The sequence below is a fragment of the Mesorhizobium sp. P160187 genome, assembly GCF_057766425.1.
Genome location: NZ_JBYMDX010000005.1, coordinates 168,210 through 183,802, shown reverse-complemented (window position 1 = coordinate 183,802; position 15,593 = coordinate 168,210). Strand labels below are relative to the sequence as shown.

Here is a 15,593-nt window from a genome sequence, read left to right as displayed (position 1 = left end):
GCCGAGGTCGGCCTCTGGCACGAAGCCAAGCCTGTCGGCTTCCAACCCGTCTTCGCAGGATCTTGTGCATGAGCTTGTTTGCAGCGGCGCGCCTGCCGAGCGAGATTCTGTTCGGCAAAGGCCAGCGCCATGTCCTGCCTGCCATCGCCGCCAAATATGGGCGCCGCGCGTTCGTCTGTACCGATGAGCGCTTCGCGGCGACGTCGCAGTTCGCCGAGATTCTCGCTGGCTTGCACAACGCGGCGATCGAGACGTTGGTCTTCGACCGAACGCTGCCGGATGTGCCGCGCGACAGCGTCGCCGCCTGCATTGCGCAAGCGAAAGATTTCAAGCCGGACATGGTGATCGGCATCGGGGGCGGCAGCTGCCTCGACATGGCCAAATGCGCTGCACTTCTGCTCAGCCATGGCGGCAAGCTCGAGGACTACTATGGCGAGTTCAAGGTACCCGGCCCTACCCTTCCGGTAATCGCAGTGCCGACGACGGCTGGAACAGGCTCCGAGGTGACCCCCGTCGCCGTGATCTCCGACCCGGATCGGACGCTGAAAGTGGGTATCGCCAGTCCGCATCTCATCGCGGCAGTGGCGCTTTGCGATCCGGATCTGACGGTGACCTGTCCACCGTCCTTGACGGCGATCGCCGGCGCCGACGCGCTGACGCACGCAATCGAGGCCTTCACAGCGGCCAAACGCGGCGCCGACCCTCATTTGCCGCAACAGCACGTGTTCATCGGCAAGAGCGCTCTGACCGATCATTTCGCGCTTCTGGCCATCAGGCTGCTCGGCCGCAGTCTGGAAAAGGCATATCGCGACGGATCGGACGAGGATGCGCGCGCCGACGTCATGATGGGAGCGCTGGCCGCCGGTTGCGCCTTCGGTACGGCGGGAACGGCCGCCGCCCATGCGGTGCAGTATCCCGTTGGCGCGCTTACCCACACCCCGCATGGCCTGGGAGTGGCCACGATGCTGCCCTATGTGATGACCTACAATCTGGCCGCAGCAGCCGCGGAGATTGCGGAAGTCGGCACTGCTCTTGGCCTTTCCCTTCAGGGCGGGGGCGCCGATGCCTTGGCGCACGCCACCATCCGTGAGGTGAGCCGGCTGTTTGGCGCCATCGGCATCACACCGACATTGGCCGAACTGGGTCTTCCCGAAGACAAGATCGACTGGACGGCCGAGCAGGCGCTCGGCATCGACCGATTGATCAAGAACAATCCGCGTCCGTTCGACCGCGCCGCGATGCGACAGCTGGTCAGGGCTGCCTATGACGGCGACATGTCCGCCACCATGATGTGATCGACCAGGAGTTCATCCAATGAACATTGCCGCAGGCATATCCGACGAGGATCAAGATATGTTCGACTACGCCACGGTCTCGCACGGTCTCTACATTGGCGGACGCTGGCGGCCCTCATCGGAGGGCCGCGTGATCGAAGTGGTCGATCCCTCGACCGAAGCCGTGATCGCTGCGGTTCCCGACGCCACGCTCGCAGACGCCGCCGCCGCCGTCGACGCTGCCGCGAAGGCGGCGGCCGGCTGGCGCGAGACCCCGCCACGCAGGCGATCGGAAATACTGCGGCGCTGCTTCGAACTGATGACCGAACGGATGGAGACGTTGGCCGCGCTGATCTCGCTGGAGAACGGCAAGGCGCTGCGCGATGCGCGCGGCGAAGTCGCTTATGCGGCGGAATTCTTTCGCTGGAACGCCGAGGAAGCGGTCCGCATCAACGGCGAGTTCGGCCTTGCACCCTCGGGCGCGAACCGGATCATTGTCGACTACCAGCCCATCGGCATTTGCGTGCTCATCACGCCATGGAATTTCCCAGCCGCCATGGCGACACGCAAAATCGCTCCGGCGCTCGCGACCGGCTGCACGGTGATCCTGAAGCCCGCCAGCGAGACGCCGCTGACGGCCTATGCGCTTGCGGCGCTCTACGAGGAGGCCGGCGTGCCGCCCGGCGTCGTCAACGTGCTGACGACCTCGACCCCCGGGCCGGTGACGGCGGCCATGCTGGCCGATCCGCGCGTGCGAAAGCTGTCCTTCACCGGCTCGACCGGCGTCGGCCGCGTGCTGCTGGCCGAAGCCGCAAAGCACGTCATTTCCTGTTCCATGGAGCTTGGCGGCAACGCACCCTTCATCGTCTTCGACGACGCCGACCTGGAAGCAGCCCTCGACGGTGCGATGGTTGCCAAGATGCGCAACGCCGGCGAAGCCTGCACGGCCGCCAACCGGCTTTACGTCCAGGCCGGCATCCATGATGCTTTCGCGGAAGGCTTGAGCAAACGCATGGCGGCACTCAACGTGGGCCCGGGCACAGACTCAGACACAGAATGCGGGCCGATGATCACCAGGAAGGCTGTGGATAACATCGATCGCCTCGTTCACGATGCGGTTGCCCGTGGCGCCAGGGTTTTGTGCGGAGGGACGATCGCCGAAGGCAAAGGATATTTTTACCCACCGACGGTGCTTCGCGATGTGTCCTCTGACGCCGCCATGCTCCACGAGGAGATATTCGGTCCGGTGGCGCCGATCATGCGCTTCGACAGCGAGGCGGAGGTCATCGCCAAGGCCAACGACACAGAATACGGTCTCGCGGCCTACATCTACACGCGCGACCTGGCCAGAGGAATGCGCGTGGCATCGAAGATCGAGTCCGGCATGATCGCGCTCAACCGCGGCCTGATGTCGGATCCGGCGGCGCCCTTCGGAGGTGTCAAGCAGAGCGGGCTAGGCCGCGAAGGCGGTCAGAAGCACGGCGTTGCCGAGTTCATGGAGGCCAAGTACATCGCCGTGACCCTGTGAGCGGACATCACGCCAAAGATCCGTTTCGCATTCGCGATCATGTGGTCGAGTTCGATGACATCGTCGCCGAGATCGTTCGCAGAAGCGAGGAGACCAGGGCGAACGTTCCCATGGTCGCCGATGTCGCCTACGGGGCTGACGCCACCGAAACCATGGATCTGTTCTTTCCCGAGGGCAAACGGGACCGCCTGCCGGTGCACATGTTCATCCACGGGGGCTATTGGCGCATGTTCTCCAAGCGCGACTATTCCTACGTCGCCGAGACCGTTACGAACGCAGGTGCGATCGCGGTCATTGTCGACTACGCGCTGATGCCGACCGTCAGGATGGCCAGGATCGTCGACCAGGTGCGCCGCGCCAAGCGATGGGTGTTTGACAATATCGTACACCATGGCGGCGATCCCGACCTGCTGACCGTTAGCGGTCATTCCGCCGGCGCGCATCTGGCAACAATGCTTTTCGACGGGGACAAGCGGCCTTCCGGCATCAAAGCTGCGCTGCTGCTTGGCGGCCTTTACGACCTGAAGCCATTGCAGATGTCGTTCCTTGCCGCCGAGATCGCGATCACCGACGAGGAGGCCCGCCGATTCTCGCCCATCGATCACAGTTTCGATCCATCCGTGGACGTAGATATCTTGGTCGGCGCCGATGAAACGCCGCCGTTCCACAGCCAGGCCGCACTCTTCACGGACCACCTTGACAAGCAGGGACTGACTGTTTCGCACACAACCCTTGGCGGGGCCAATCACATGAGCAGCGTCCGCGACCTTGGCTTGGCTGGCACCGAGGCCGCGTCACTGCTGGCCCGCGTCGTGGCCGCCTGAGACTTCCGCCAGAAGCGCTGCTGGACGCGACCGTTCTGCAAAGTAGCGTCGCAGCATCGGGTACCGACAGCGGTGGCGAATCTCCCGCCACCGGTCGCCATACCGTAAGCCCGCCGGCGATGTCGACGTCGACGTGGTTCATGCTTTCCAGCGTGATTGAGCTTGATAACCGATGTCGGCGATCGCCGTCATGCCGGCAGCCCAGTTGAGTTCTCAAGGCTGGCCGGCCAAAGACGCCCCTCAGGGGAGAGCGGGCCGACGTTCCGCAACACCGGCCCGCAACCTTCAGAATACGATAGCCCGCGGCACCCCGGAGAAGGGAATCTGCGCTCTCACACCAGCATCGACTGCTGGGCGAAGATGCCCGCCATCGCGCCGTGCGATATTGCCAGGGTGACCGATGGCGGCGTGAGGGGGTTGGCGAGGTCGCCCGCGGCGTAGATGCCGGGCATGCTGGTTTCGCGGCGCTCGTCGACCTTGAGGATTACGCCGAGGGGCGTATCGACCGTGGCGAGGCCCAGTGATTTATGCAGGCTTGCGGACGGCTTGTTGCGCGGATGCGCGAACAGGATGTCGACCGCGACCTTGGGGCCGGTATCGAGCTTGACGGTGGCGTTATGCCCCCCGTGATGGGCGATCTCGCTGATCCGGCCGTCGACGACAGGTATGTTGCGGCGCGCCAGACCGGCCCGGATATCGGGCGGAATGTCGTGACCATCGGCGAAGACCGTCAACCTGTCGGTCCAATCGTGGAACAGCCTGACCTGATTCATCGACTGTGGGCCGGACCAGACGAGGCCCCAATGCTGGCCGGCGACTTCAAAGCCGTCGCAATAGGGGCAGGGCACGATGGACGTGCCCCAGCTTTCGGCAAAGCCCGGAACATCAGGCATCTGGTCGACGACGCCATAGCTCAGGATCAGCCGGCGCGCCGCAAGGCTTCCGCCATCGCCAGTGAGCACGGAGAAATCGTCGATGGCGCCGGACAGGCTGTCGGCCCGGGCATTGACCAGCCTGATCGTGGGATAGCGCGCCAGCTGGTGCCGCGCCTCGGCCAGGATGTCCAGCGGCGGCTTGTGATCGTGGCCGAGCAGGCCATGCGAGTGGCCGGCGAAGCGGTTGCGCGGCAGGCCGGTATCGAGAACGGTGACCTTGCGGCGGGCACGGCCGAGTTGCAGGGCGCCGGCGAGACCGGCAAAGCTGCCGCCGATGATAATGACGTCATCCATGATGGGCTCCGTGTTGTGGATGAGGGGCCGGTTGGACCTGGTTGAAACCTACCCATCGGCTTGCGGATTTCAGAAACTACATGGTATCGTAATCCAAGAATTAGGATACTGTCAAGGACTGGAATTGTCGTGACCGAAAATAGCCAGGGCCGGCGCGGCCGGCCCGCCAACGAGGCGCTTGGCCAAACGATACTCGACGCTGCGTCCGAACTCTTTGTGGAATTGGGTTTTCAAGCGACGACATTGGACAAGGTCGCCCAGCGGGCGAAGATATCCAAACTCAGCATCTATCGGCACTTCGAGAACAAGGAGGCGCTGTTCAGCGCGGCCATCGCGTCCGGCTGCCATCAGTTGTTTGCACCACAGGCCCTTCTTGAAGGCGTCGGCGGTTCGGTCGAGGATCAGCTCATGGCGGTGGGATCGTCCCTGCTTCGCACGCTGTTGAGATCAGATGTCCGCAGTGTCGAAGCCATGGTCATGGCCGACCAGACGAATCCAAAGTCCTTAAGCAAGCTCCATTACGAAGCCGGCCCCGCCAATGTCATCGCCCAAATCGAGGCCCTGTTGCGTCAGTTGCACGCGAAGGCGGTTCTGAACGTGCCCGATCCTCTCCGGTCCGCCCGCTTGTTTGCCGCGCTTTTCAAAGGATCCGATCTCCTGATTATCGCACGCTTCGATGAGGCGAGAGCAGCGGACGACAACGAAATCGAATCCTATTGCCGGTCGGCCGTCGCCATGTTCATGGCTGCCCACGGCTAGCAGTCTGCCCTGCCCGCTAATCATTGTATTTCTGCGAAATACTCCGCTAGAGCCGCCGTCGCGATGCCCATCCACCTCGTGTCGATCGCGTCGGGGTCGGACTGCGCGCCCGCCGGTGAGCGGCATCTCCTACCTGCTCCGGTCACAGCGCTGCTTCTGCCGACCCTGTGCGGGCGAGGAAGAGAATGCCGGTTATGGCCGCAAGAATCGAGCAGATGGGGTATCAGCCGCCGCGAAGGACACCTGCGGACCGAACGTATTTTGGTACACTGGTAGTGTGCTGAGAGTTCTGCAAATTCGCTGAGAGGGGGCGGTCATGGCAGGCTGGTGATTGTTCACGTCACCTGATTCCCGCGAAGGAACGCCACCATGACCAAGACTGAAGTTAAGACCGCCAGCGCTGCCGTCAAAGACATTTTGCTTTCGAACCCGGATGGATTGCACGAGGTGCTCCGTGCGGTGATGCAGGAGGTGCTTGAGGCCGAGATGGACGAGGCGCTGGGTGCCTCGAAGAGCGAGCGCACGCCCGAACGGCTTGGCTATCGCTCGGGCTATTACGGCCGTACCCTTGTGACGCGGGTCGGCAAGCTCGAGCTGCGGGTTCCGCAGGACCGTGCCGGGCGCTTCTCCACCGAGCTGTTCGAGCGCTACCAGCGTTCCGAGCGGGCCTTGGTGGCGACGCTGGCGGAGATGTATGTGCAGGGCGTGTCGACCCGCAAGGTGAAGGCGATCACGGAAGAACTGTGCGGCCATGCCTTCTCGGCCTCGTCGATCTCGGCCATCAACAAGCGGCTGGACGAGAGCCTCGCTGCCTTTGCCAGGCGCCCCCTTCAAGAGCCGTTTCCTTACCTCATCCTCGATGCGCGCTACGAGAAGGTGCGTGAAGCCGGTGTTGTCATGAGCCAGGCGGTGCTGATAGCGGTCGGTATCGACTGGGACGGAAGGCGCCAGATCCTGGCCGTGGAGATGGCCAATCGCGAGAGCCGCTCGGCCTGGAGGGACTTCCTCGTCGGCCTCAAGGCGCGCGGCCTCAAGGGCGTCGAGTTGGTCGTGTCCGATGATCACGCCGGCCTGGTGGCAGCGATCGGCGAGGTGATCCCCGAAGCCGCCTGGCAACGCTGCTACGTGCACTTCCTCAGGAACGCGCTCGATCATCTGCCGAGGAAGCACGGCGACGACTGCCTGCAGGAATTGCGCTGGCTCTACGACCGGCGCGATCTCGCAGAGGCCAGGGCTGATCTTGCCGCATGGCTTGCCAAATGGTCGGCACGCTATCCGCGCCTGACAGGCTGGGCCGAGGATGCCATCGAACAAACCCTGACCTTCTTCAGGCTGCCGAGACAGCACCACAAGCATCTCAAATCCACCAACATGCTGGAGCGGCTCAACGAGGAAATCCGCCGGCGCACCTATGTCGTGCGCATCTTCCCCAACACCGAAAGCTGCCTGCGCCTGGTCAGGGCGTTGGCCGTCGAGACCAATGAAAACTGGATGGAGGCCAACCGATACATCAATATGGACGTCCTGCGCGAGCACAAGAAGCTCGCTCTGCGCCAAGCCGCATGACCAGCATCATGGCCGCCCCATTTTGCAGAACTTGACGCACACAACCGGTACACTTGAGTACGTCCATTCGTGGGTCGGGCTCCAGCGGCTCGTGCCCGACGCGCCCCGGGGAAGGCCGCTGGTGCCCGCGACAGATCCTTCCAAGGTGCGGGTCTGGCATGGCCCAAAAATTCTCTCGAGCTCCCGGAACATCGGTCCGCCCCTGTGGTTCGACAAGCAGCGGCACAGTCGATCCAACCAGGCATCGGCCCGCTTAGGACAGGCGCGAGGTCCCTACCCACAGATCTTGCGAAAATAGGAGCAAGCTATGCGAGCGTTGGTCTGGCACGGCAAGGAAGACATACGCTGCGATCAGGTTTCGGACCCGGAAATTGAGGATGAACGTGACGCGATCATCAAGGTGACGAGTTGTGCCATATGCGGCTCCGACCTTCACCTCTACCACAACTATGTGCCAGCCATGCTGCCCGGCGACATCATGGGCCACGAGATGATGGGAGAGGTCGTCGAGGTCGGCAAGGGCGTCAACGGCGCTCTGAAGGAGGGAGACCGCATCGTCGTGCCGTTCACCATAATCTGCGGTGAGTGCGACCAGTGCAAGCGACAGAACTTTTCGGTTTGCGAACGCACAAACCGCAAGAAGAATCTCGGTGACAAGGTGTTCGGGCACACCACCGCGGGTCTGTTCGGCTACACTCATTTGACCGGCGGCTATCCCGGGGGACAGGCGGAATACATGCGTGTGCCGTTCGCCGATGCCACGCACGTAAAGGTGCCTGACAGCCTTACCGACGAGCAGGTTCTCTTCCTCGGCGATATTTTTCCTACCGGCTGGCAGGCGGCGGCACAGTGCGACATTGAGCCCACCGATACGGTTGCGGTGTGGGGCTGCGGCCCAGTCGGGCAGATGGCCATACGCAGCGCCCTGCTGCTCGGCGCGAAACAGGTGGTGGCGATCGATTGCCTGCCGGAACGGCTTTCCATGGCCGCGGCCGGCGGCGCCATCGCCATCAATTTCGCCGAGGAAAGTGTCGTCGAACGACTGCGGGAACTCACCGGCGGAAAGGGCCCGGAGAAGTGCATCGATTGCGTCGGCATGGAAAGCCACGTCTCGCTGGCCCAGCCCGATACCGTCTACGATCGCGCAAAGCAGTTGATGCTGATGGAAAATGATCGACCGCACGTTTTGCGTGAGATGATCTATGTCTGCCGGCCGGCCGGCGTGATCTCGATCCCCGGCGTCTACAGCGGGCTGGTCGACAAGATTCCGATGGGACAGGCAATGAACAAGGGGCTCACCTTCCGAATGGGGCAGACCCATGTCAACCGTTGGACCGAGGATCTGTTGCGCCGCATCGAAGATGGCCAGATCGACCCATCCTTCGTCATCACCCATACCGTGGGGCTCGAGCAGGGACCGGAGATGTACAAGGTGTTTCGCGACAAGCAGGACAGCTGCATCAAGGTTGTACTGAAACCGTAGGGAAATCGTCATGAACGTGATTGCCAAACTTACCAACATCACCCGATCGCCTGGCGATCCCAAAGTGCTGAAGACTGGGCAGAGTGCGGTCGGGGCCTCCGATGGCCTTGCCCGCAAGCTCGGCTGGTTCAGCATCGCGCTTGGCGTCGCCGAGCTGGTTGGCGCCGAGCGGATTGCCGGCGCGCTCGGCATGCGCGGCAAGGAAGACCTGATCCGCGCTTATGGGGCGCGGGAAATAAGCAGCGGCATACTCTCGCTTTCAGTGGACAAGCAGGCCGGGCTTTGGAGCCGGGTGGCCGGCGACGGCCTGGATATCGCGACATTGCTGACAGCGTATCGGCCTGGCAACCCAAAGCGCGATAATGTGGGCCTTGCGCTTGCGATGGTCGCCGGCATCACATTGCTCGACATCATCGCTGCGAAAAGCGTGACCGCGCGCCACTCTCGGAGCGGGACCAAGCCACGCGACTACAGCGATCGAAGCGGCTTTCCCGGAGGCACTGCCGCAGCCCGCGACCGTGCCCGCTCGCAGCGCAGCCAGGAGGCCGGCGCAGCCTGATAGAGATTGCCGAACCCTGGCGCCATGCGACCTGGACAGGTGGCATCTCGTCAGGCCCTAACGCCAGAGGTGGTTGCTCTCGGCGAGCCGAGTTTGCTGGAACAGAGTGGACCGTCGAGTGGCCGTTCTCGCCGTCCCCTGGATCACCGCCGCGGATGGTTGTGTGGCCGGTGCGTTAAAGGCAGGAAGCAAGCAGCGATGCGACCAGGCGTCTAGCCTTCATGTCTCGTACCTTGGCCAGGTTCCGGCGATCCTCAGGCCGAGCCGCGTTCGGGAAGCTCGGTCTCTTCCGCCACCCCTTTCCGCAGGTCTCGGCGCAAGCGTTCCGCTTCGTCGGAATTATTGTCGTCGTCTGTCCGCTCGAGTTCGCGATCGATTGTCTCGCGCGACCCCTCTGCCGGATCCTGTTGCGGAGATGTGTTCGGGCCGGTTTCGATCTTGCCGTCGCCGGGAACGGTGCGGTCGCGAGACTTCGTCATCTTCAGATTCCCTTTCATCTGTCATCTGCCTCGGCATCTCCGATGGCATGAATTTTGGCCGCTTCCCTGCCGAACCGGATCGTCGACGCTTTGTTCCGGGAAAGCCCCCGCAGGTTCGTGCTGGTCGGCCCCGGGGCATTGGTCGATGCCCTTGCCGGGAAGCATCCTATGCCAACGAGGTCGGCGGCAGCCTCATCGATGTCGTTATCAACATATGGGCTGTGAAGGCGTTTTCGGCCCGGACACGCGAGCACGCCAGGCTCGCGGCGAGTTTTCGAACCGAAGCAGATGCGCAGCGTAACAGCTGGATGTATAGGGAAAAGGCTGCCTCATCCACGACATCGCGCTTTCGGTAATGGCCGGCGGCATGCTCGCCTGGGCGGTCCGGCAGCTGGTAGCGAACTGGTCGTAGGCCTTTGCAAAGCCGCGTCGATGAAGCGGGTGCGGTAGCGCTGGTCGGTGTAGCGTCGAGGCATCTGTCAATCGGAGACAAGCGCGACCGCTTTTGGGACCTCACTGTTTTTTCCACCGGGACTCGACATCTCACTATCATAGTTGATTGTGGCTGCCGGTGACCCTGCGTAATGGATAGCCATTCCAACTCTCCAACAGGAAAACGGTATGTTGTATCCGGGTCGGTTTTTGGGGCCAAGCGAGATTGAGATGCTCGCCCAGGTTTGTCACACGGTCTGCAAAGAGCGCGCCCTACCTCTTGCTTCGCAGAACGGAGAGCGCATAGCTGCGCATATACTCAGGCTGTTTATGAATGGCTTGATTGAGCAGAATGAACTGCTCGATGCTGAGAGGAACTGGGCTCTTCGGCTTGACCGTTCGGTCCAGCAGACGATGTCAACTACGCGCACATGAGAGGCCGCGGGACCCAGTTTGGTTCTTACAGCCGAACACCCGCCGCTATCTGAGATATGTTGCGGGGTTTTCTTCGCCGCGGAGTGATCCGATACAGTGCGCGGAAATCATGGCAATCCTGTTCGCAGTGATTCTATTGAGCGTAATCGCAGTCGCATTCTTGGTCGTCGGAAAGCCGCCAAGGCCAGTTGGGAACAAACCTGACGTTTAAGCGTTTGTAGAGCCCTTCCACCGGGCAGCTCACCGAAATGCTTCTTGCCGTGCATGATGCGATGTCGACGGCCGTTTTGGCGGGCAGGAGCGCCAATGCGGAAATAGTAGGCGTGGTCGACCTCACCAACAAAGCTGAGGTCGACATCGGCATCACCAGCTTGGGAAGAGCCATCCAGTTCGTGGCCAACGCCTCGGTGCTTGGATACGACATTCGAGGCGCCATGGTCTTCTATGGCGCGCCCGGTACCCCGAGCCTAAGGGCGAGAGAGTGCGAGCGCTTGTGGGCGCAGTTTGGCGGCGCGCTTCTACAGCCGTAGCTCTATCAGGACGTTCGCCCCGCCCGTTCTTGGTATGAACGCGTACGGAACTGAGGCGCTACCCAGCCGCAGCGGGAATGGCTCAGTGGTAGCTCTAGCTGGCGACCGCACCAAGCAGCTTTTCGGTGATGGGCTTTGAGCGGCTGAGCCAGCGTGAGAACGTTCGGCCGCATATCTGCCGGTGCCTGCTTTCATGTGACTGGGCGGGGCTATTGGGGAGCCGGGTTGACCACTGGGCCCTTAGCCGAGGGAAGCACAGTACGGCAACCTCGCCTTTTGCTGGCTAACATCCTTCCGCTCTCAGGGACCGGACCATGCGCACAACAACAGGGTCATACGGTTTCTTTTCGGATTTCCGATAATTCATTGTGAAAAGCGCGGCACGCTGGTTGCAGACCATAATTGCACGGACGTAGCGAATCTCGCCATTCTTGACCCCGGAGTAGCTAGCCCATTTCGGGGCTAGGCGCCGATAGGTCAGTCGCCAACCGGCCTTTTCGTCCTCGATCATGCGATGTTCAATCTCGGCGCGAAAACTTGCTTTGCCCAGTCGCGCGCCCCAAACGACCAGAAACGCGTCTCTTGGGCCCTGAAAAGCCGCGCCCTGCTCCGAATTCTGGGTCAGGACGAAATTCGGAGGAATATCGAAACTAAAGCCAAGCTGTCGGACGCCGAAGGGCTGCCACGCCTCGGCCTGAAGCAACGTGGTCCAAAAGAGAAAAACTGTAAGTCCCAGCAGGAGGCGTCGCATTGCTCTGATTTAGCGCTGGCTAACATGGTGTCCAGACGGACAGAGGTCCGTGACATAAAAAATGTGCTTCATGGCCGCGCAGCATATGGACGCGGGATTCGCGATTGACGGCGTGCGGTCGAAACGGCTTCCGTCCCACGAAAGGAGAGGACACAGAGGGAATTGGTGCGTCGGTATGATCGATTGGCAGAAATTGGCGAGGCCGAATGTCCAACGTTCATTGCCCGCAAAAATGGGCGCCGGCTTCCTCTTGTGCCTAGGGAAGAAGAGCCGAATTATTCCCTGGCGAAGACCCTGATCTACCTCAGACGGGGCATGCCTCAGTAACTTCGCCGTGACCTGATCCCTTCGGGGAACAATCACATCGAGCTCCAGTTTGGCCTTCAAGCGAAAGCACTGATGGAGCATGCCATGAGATTTCCACACAGCAAGACGGCCGCGGCCGCCGTTTTCATTGCCCTGACCTCCCCCGCACTCGCCCAGACAAGCGGAACACCATCACCCTCGACACCTGCACCCGCTCCGGCAACCGAACCGCCGACCGCCGGACAGTTGCCGGATGCGACCGGACAAGCGGATGGACCAACACGCGAAATGATCCGCCAGATGGTTGAGCAAGCTGTCCGTGAGCGACTGCAGCAGGATCGCGGTTCCGAAGAGGGTTTCCGCGAGGAAGATAGTCGCAACTATCAAGGCGATCGCAACGAGGATGCTGACCGCCACGATGAAGATGGCGACCGTTGGCAGAACCACGGTGACCGCGATCGTGGACACAGAATGGCTGGACGCTGGCATCATCAGATGATGCGCGGTGCCGGCATGCGACTGATGTTCGGGCTGTTGGACACCGATGGCGACGGATCGGTGTCCGAGGACGAGGTTCAACGCGCGGTGGGCAGGATGTTCAGTAGCGTTGACGAGAATGGTGATGGCAAGATCGATGTGAACGAGATCCAGTCCTTCATGCATGGCTCCAGCATGCATGGCACTGATAGCGAGGACACGCCGTAGCTGCCTTCAAAGTGAATGCCCTCCCTCGGACAAAGCCGGCGAGCGCCTGGCGGTCGAATTCGAAGCGGTGTCTCTTGGCTGTTAGGCGCGGCGGCCCTAACAGCACCCTCCAGCCTTGCGCTATTCCCGCGGTCCCGGAGACGCCGGCCGTGACAAAAAAACGGCTTCGCATTGCTGATCGAGGAACGATCGAAGCCGACCAACGCAAGGTCACTCGGGCGCTCGGTCTTCCAGCAGAACGAAGGATGCGGCGATCAAGTCGTCGCCATTGATACGTCCTTGGCTGTCCTCCAACATAGTTGCAACCTTGTGGAAGGCCATCATTTCACCCGCGTCAATCTGCGCTTCACGCATCTTGGCTGTGAGATCAGCCACGCGATTTCCTAACGAATGTGATTTTGCAGTCTCGCAATTCGACATGATTAGTCATCCTTTGCCTTGGGGTTTCAGGCTGCCGAACGCAATGCTTCAGCGGATGTTCCGAATTTGGCCATCAGTCTTATGGGATAGGACTTGCGTCTGATTGCGGTTGGAAGAAGCCCGAACGGCGGAACACGCAGCCGGACGCCGAATTGGAAACCCACCGTCGATCGAAGTCCCTTGTCGCCGGTTGAGATCCCGCCATCTTCACTGTCGAGAGGGTGGCGGGATCGCCTTCCGAGGAGCGAGCGCATATAAGGTAATAGATATTTGGCAGATGTACTCACGGCCATCCTGCTCGCTTCTTTGTCTGCGCATGTTCATTCTTTTCGGGAAACCCCATCTCTCCAACAACACGCAACAACCGCGTTGCTACCCACGATTGATGCGATGACAACTGCATCAACAAAGCAAAGCCTCTTCGCCTAAGGTGCGATTGCCGCGGGCTTTTTCGACTTGAAGGTCGTCCAACGCGCCCGGTGGTCAGGCCATGGCGTTCAGCGGGAGCCAGGTAGACTCATCGCGAAAATCCCGCAGCGAGGCATGTCGCAAGTCCTCCTCGCCGCGTGCGGATACTGGAATCCGCCTGGCTCGTTGTGACAGGCATGCGAAGATGAGTGTCGGCGCATGGACGCGGAAAAACCCGCCAGCTTGAGCCAGCGGGCCTTGTGATGGGATGGCCCGCGCGTGCGGTCAAGGCTGCGCGGGCCGACCATGATGAATGAGGGGACATCTTGGTCACCGGCACGACCGATGAAGAACGAGCCGGGTGTGACAGAACACCCTTGGAGCGAGGATGTTCCCGTCCGCGCAAAAAAACCGCCGGCGTGAGCCGGCGGGCAGCCGCTATTTTGCCGTCAAGAGGACAGACCGCTTGCGGCCCACCCACTGCAGCATTTTTCCACTTTGAGCCGAAATCATTCTCAACTATGGTTCGCCAGGCTTAAGGCATGGGGGATTGCCGATGGTTTTATCACGCAGGGGTGTCGTGCTCGGCGGTCTGGCGCTGGTCGCGGTCGGTGGAACCGGCAATATTGTTCAAGCCGCGGCGGCAAAATCCTTTTTCGCCGGTACCGCAAGCGATAACGATTTCGTCTATCGCAAGACCAACTTCGCCAAGATCGACAAGAGATGGCATCGCCAGATCGTCAAGTATTTCAGCAGCGAGCCAGTCGGCACCGTCGTGGTCGATACCCGCCACCACTTCCTCTACCTCATCATGGAAAACAAGACTGCCATCCGCTACGGCGTCGGCGTCGGCAAGGAAGGCTTCAAATGGTACGGCCGCGCGACGATCGATCGCCGCGCGCTGTGGCCCCAATGGGTCCCGCCCCCCGAAATGCGTGAGCGCAAACCGGACTTACCGCCCATGATCGCAGGCGGCGCGTCCAACAATCCGCTCGGGCCGCGCGCGCTCTATCTGTACCGCGACGGCGCCGACATCGGCTACCGCCTGCATGGCACGCTGGAGCCATGGAGCATCGGCACCGACGCTTCCAGCGGCTGCATCCGCATGTTCCCCGAGGACATCATCGACCTCTACCAGCGGTGCCCGATCGGCACCGCGGTGGAGGTCCTGCCGCACATCGCCGACCAGGCGCCCGCTTCCACCACTGTCGAATGATTGGCGCATCATGAACCGCATGATTGAAAACACGTGCCGGCTGCTCGCAGCCGGCCTGCTGGTTGTGGCCGCATCCTGCTCGACCAGCAACACGCTGGCCCCGTCCACGCCTGACGTCACCAACGCCGAGATTGCCGGCTTCCAGAACGTGCAGCCGGGAAGCGAGGAGGATTTTATCCTCAATGTCGGCCGCCGCACCTATTTCACGAAAGGTTCGGCCGCGCTCGATTCTGTCGCCAAGGCCACCCTCGACACCCAGATCGCCTGGTTGACAAAGCATCCGCGCTGGCTGCTCAAGCTGCAGGGTTTCGCCGACGATCCCGGCGCAAGTGAAACGGCGCTGTCGCAGCAGCGCGCCGATGCGGTGATGGACTACCTCGCCGCCGGCGGCATAGACCGGAACCGCATGTGGGCCAAGGGCTACGGCAAGGACAGGCTCGTCCGCGACTGCCCCGACTCCGCCTGCAGGTCGCAGAACCGCCGCGTTGTGTCTAATTTGCGCGATGAGAGGGACGAGTCGTAGAGGCTGCTGTTTTGCTGGTCGCCAAATCAGTCTCACAACGCGACGGCGGCATGGCTGCAATGCGCCTATCGGGGACATTCACCCAGCGTTTGCCCCCCCGAAACCTGACGCTCCGGTTGAACCCGGAATGAAATCAGCTTCCCGTCTACCAACCTCCGGTTCAGGG

General features: G+C 61.7%; 15 protein-coding genes. 11 read left to right on the top strand and 4 right to left on the bottom strand.

Annotation, left to right across the window (positions count from 1 at the left end):
* The first annotated feature begins 68 nt into the window (after positions 1 to 68).
* The 3 genes from AC3CCE_RS25630 to AC3CCE_RS25620 all read left to right on the top strand — a co-directional run bounded on the left by AC3CCE_RS25630 (position 69) and on the right by AC3CCE_RS25620 (position 3,626).
* Positions 69 to 1,295, top strand: coding sequence for an iron-containing alcohol dehydrogenase (locus AC3CCE_RS25630; protein WP_352625429.1), 1,227 nt, complete (start codon positions 69 to 71; stop codon positions 1,293 to 1,295).
* 58 nt (positions 1,296 to 1,353) lie between these two features.
* Positions 1,354 to 2,802 (top strand): NAD-dependent succinate-semialdehyde dehydrogenase, encoded by a 1,449-nt coding sequence (locus AC3CCE_RS25625; RefSeq protein WP_352625635.1) that lies wholly within the window; start codon positions 1,354 to 1,356, stop codon positions 2,800 to 2,802.
* 110 nt (positions 2,803 to 2,912) lie between these two features.
* Positions 2,913 to 3,626, top strand: a complete 714-nt coding sequence (locus tag AC3CCE_RS25620; RefSeq protein ID WP_352625427.1) for an alpha/beta hydrolase — start codon at positions 2,913 to 2,915, stop codon at positions 3,624 to 3,626.
* Between the two features lie 332 nt (positions 3,627 to 3,958).
* On the opposite strand, the gene AC3CCE_RS25615 is transcribed toward AC3CCE_RS25620, so the two are convergent.
* Entirely contained in the window at positions 3,959 to 4,855 is an 897-nt protein-coding gene (locus tag AC3CCE_RS25615; protein WP_352625425.1) for an NAD(P)/FAD-dependent oxidoreductase, read from the bottom strand.
* 129 nt (positions 4,856 to 4,984) lie between these two features.
* Here AC3CCE_RS25615 and AC3CCE_RS25610 point away from each other — a divergent pair, with 129 nt between their 5' ends.
* The 4 genes from AC3CCE_RS25610 to AC3CCE_RS25595 all read left to right on the top strand — a co-directional run bounded on the left by AC3CCE_RS25610 (position 4,985) and on the right by AC3CCE_RS25595 (position 9,222).
* On the top strand, positions 4,985 to 5,614 hold the full coding sequence (locus tag AC3CCE_RS25610) for a TetR/AcrR family transcriptional regulator (protein WP_352625423.1): 630 nt from the start codon (positions 4,985 to 4,987) through the stop codon (positions 5,612 to 5,614).
* Positions 5,615 to 5,983: 369 nt separating this feature from the next.
* Entirely contained in the window at positions 5,984 to 7,180 is a 1,197-nt protein-coding gene (locus AC3CCE_RS25605; RefSeq protein WP_488377099.1) for an IS256 family transposase, read from the top strand.
* Between the two features lie 307 nt (positions 7,181 to 7,487).
* Entirely contained in the window at positions 7,488 to 8,663 is a 1,176-nt protein-coding gene (locus AC3CCE_RS25600) for a zinc-dependent alcohol dehydrogenase (protein ID WP_023682758.1), read from the top strand.
* A gap of 10 nt (positions 8,664 to 8,673) precedes the next feature.
* A complete protein-coding gene (locus AC3CCE_RS25595; RefSeq protein ID WP_023667774.1) occupies positions 8,674 to 9,222 on the top strand; it encodes a hypothetical protein in 549 nt (182 codons plus the stop codon).
* A 254-nt stretch (positions 9,223 to 9,476) separates the two neighbouring features.
* On the opposite strand, the gene AC3CCE_RS25590 is transcribed toward AC3CCE_RS25595, so the two are convergent.
* Positions 9,477 to 9,701, bottom strand: coding sequence for a hypothetical protein (locus AC3CCE_RS25590; RefSeq protein WP_155922421.1), 225 nt, complete (start codon positions 9,699 to 9,701; stop codon positions 9,477 to 9,479).
* Between the two features lie 1,139 nt (positions 9,702 to 10,840).
* Between AC3CCE_RS25590 and AC3CCE_RS25585 the strand changes: the two genes are divergently transcribed.
* On the top strand, positions 10,841 to 11,098 hold the full coding sequence (locus tag AC3CCE_RS25585) for a hypothetical protein (protein ID WP_245260390.1): 258 nt from the start codon (positions 10,841 to 10,843) through the stop codon (positions 11,096 to 11,098).
* A 283-nt stretch (positions 11,099 to 11,381) separates the two neighbouring features.
* Here AC3CCE_RS25585 and AC3CCE_RS25580 read toward each other — a convergent pair whose 3' ends face one another.
* On the bottom strand, positions 11,382 to 11,849 hold the full coding sequence (locus tag AC3CCE_RS25580; protein WP_023667769.1) for a hypothetical protein: 468 nt from the start codon (positions 11,847 to 11,849) through the stop codon (positions 11,382 to 11,384).
* Positions 11,850 to 12,248: 399 nt separating this feature from the next.
* Between AC3CCE_RS25580 and AC3CCE_RS25575 the strand changes: the two genes are divergently transcribed.
* Positions 12,249 to 12,860, top strand: a complete 612-nt coding sequence (locus tag AC3CCE_RS25575) for an EF-hand domain-containing protein (RefSeq protein WP_352627030.1) — start codon at positions 12,249 to 12,251, stop codon at positions 12,858 to 12,860.
* A gap of 210 nt (positions 12,861 to 13,070) precedes the next feature.
* On the opposite strand, the gene AC3CCE_RS25570 is transcribed toward AC3CCE_RS25575, so the two are convergent.
* A complete protein-coding gene (locus tag AC3CCE_RS25570) occupies positions 13,071 to 13,235 on the bottom strand; it encodes a hypothetical protein (protein ID WP_023667766.1) in 165 nt (54 codons plus the stop codon).
* A gap of 1,009 nt (positions 13,236 to 14,244) precedes the next feature.
* On the opposite strand from AC3CCE_RS25570, the gene AC3CCE_RS25565 reads away from it, so the two are divergent.
* Both AC3CCE_RS25565 and AC3CCE_RS25560 read left to right on the top strand, forming a co-directional pair.
* The gene (locus tag AC3CCE_RS25565; protein WP_023686888.1) at positions 14,245 to 14,904 is read left to right on the top strand and encodes a L,D-transpeptidase; all 660 of its coding nucleotides are present in this window, start codon (positions 14,245 to 14,247) and stop codon (positions 14,902 to 14,904) included.
* A gap of 10 nt (positions 14,905 to 14,914) precedes the next feature.
* Positions 14,915 to 15,427 carry an OmpA family protein gene (locus tag AC3CCE_RS25560; RefSeq protein ID WP_023686887.1) on the top strand — a complete coding sequence of 171 codons (513 nt, stop codon included), beginning with the start codon at positions 14,915 to 14,917 and terminating at the stop codon, positions 15,425 to 15,427.
* Positions 15,428 to 15,593: the final 166 nt, after the last annotated feature.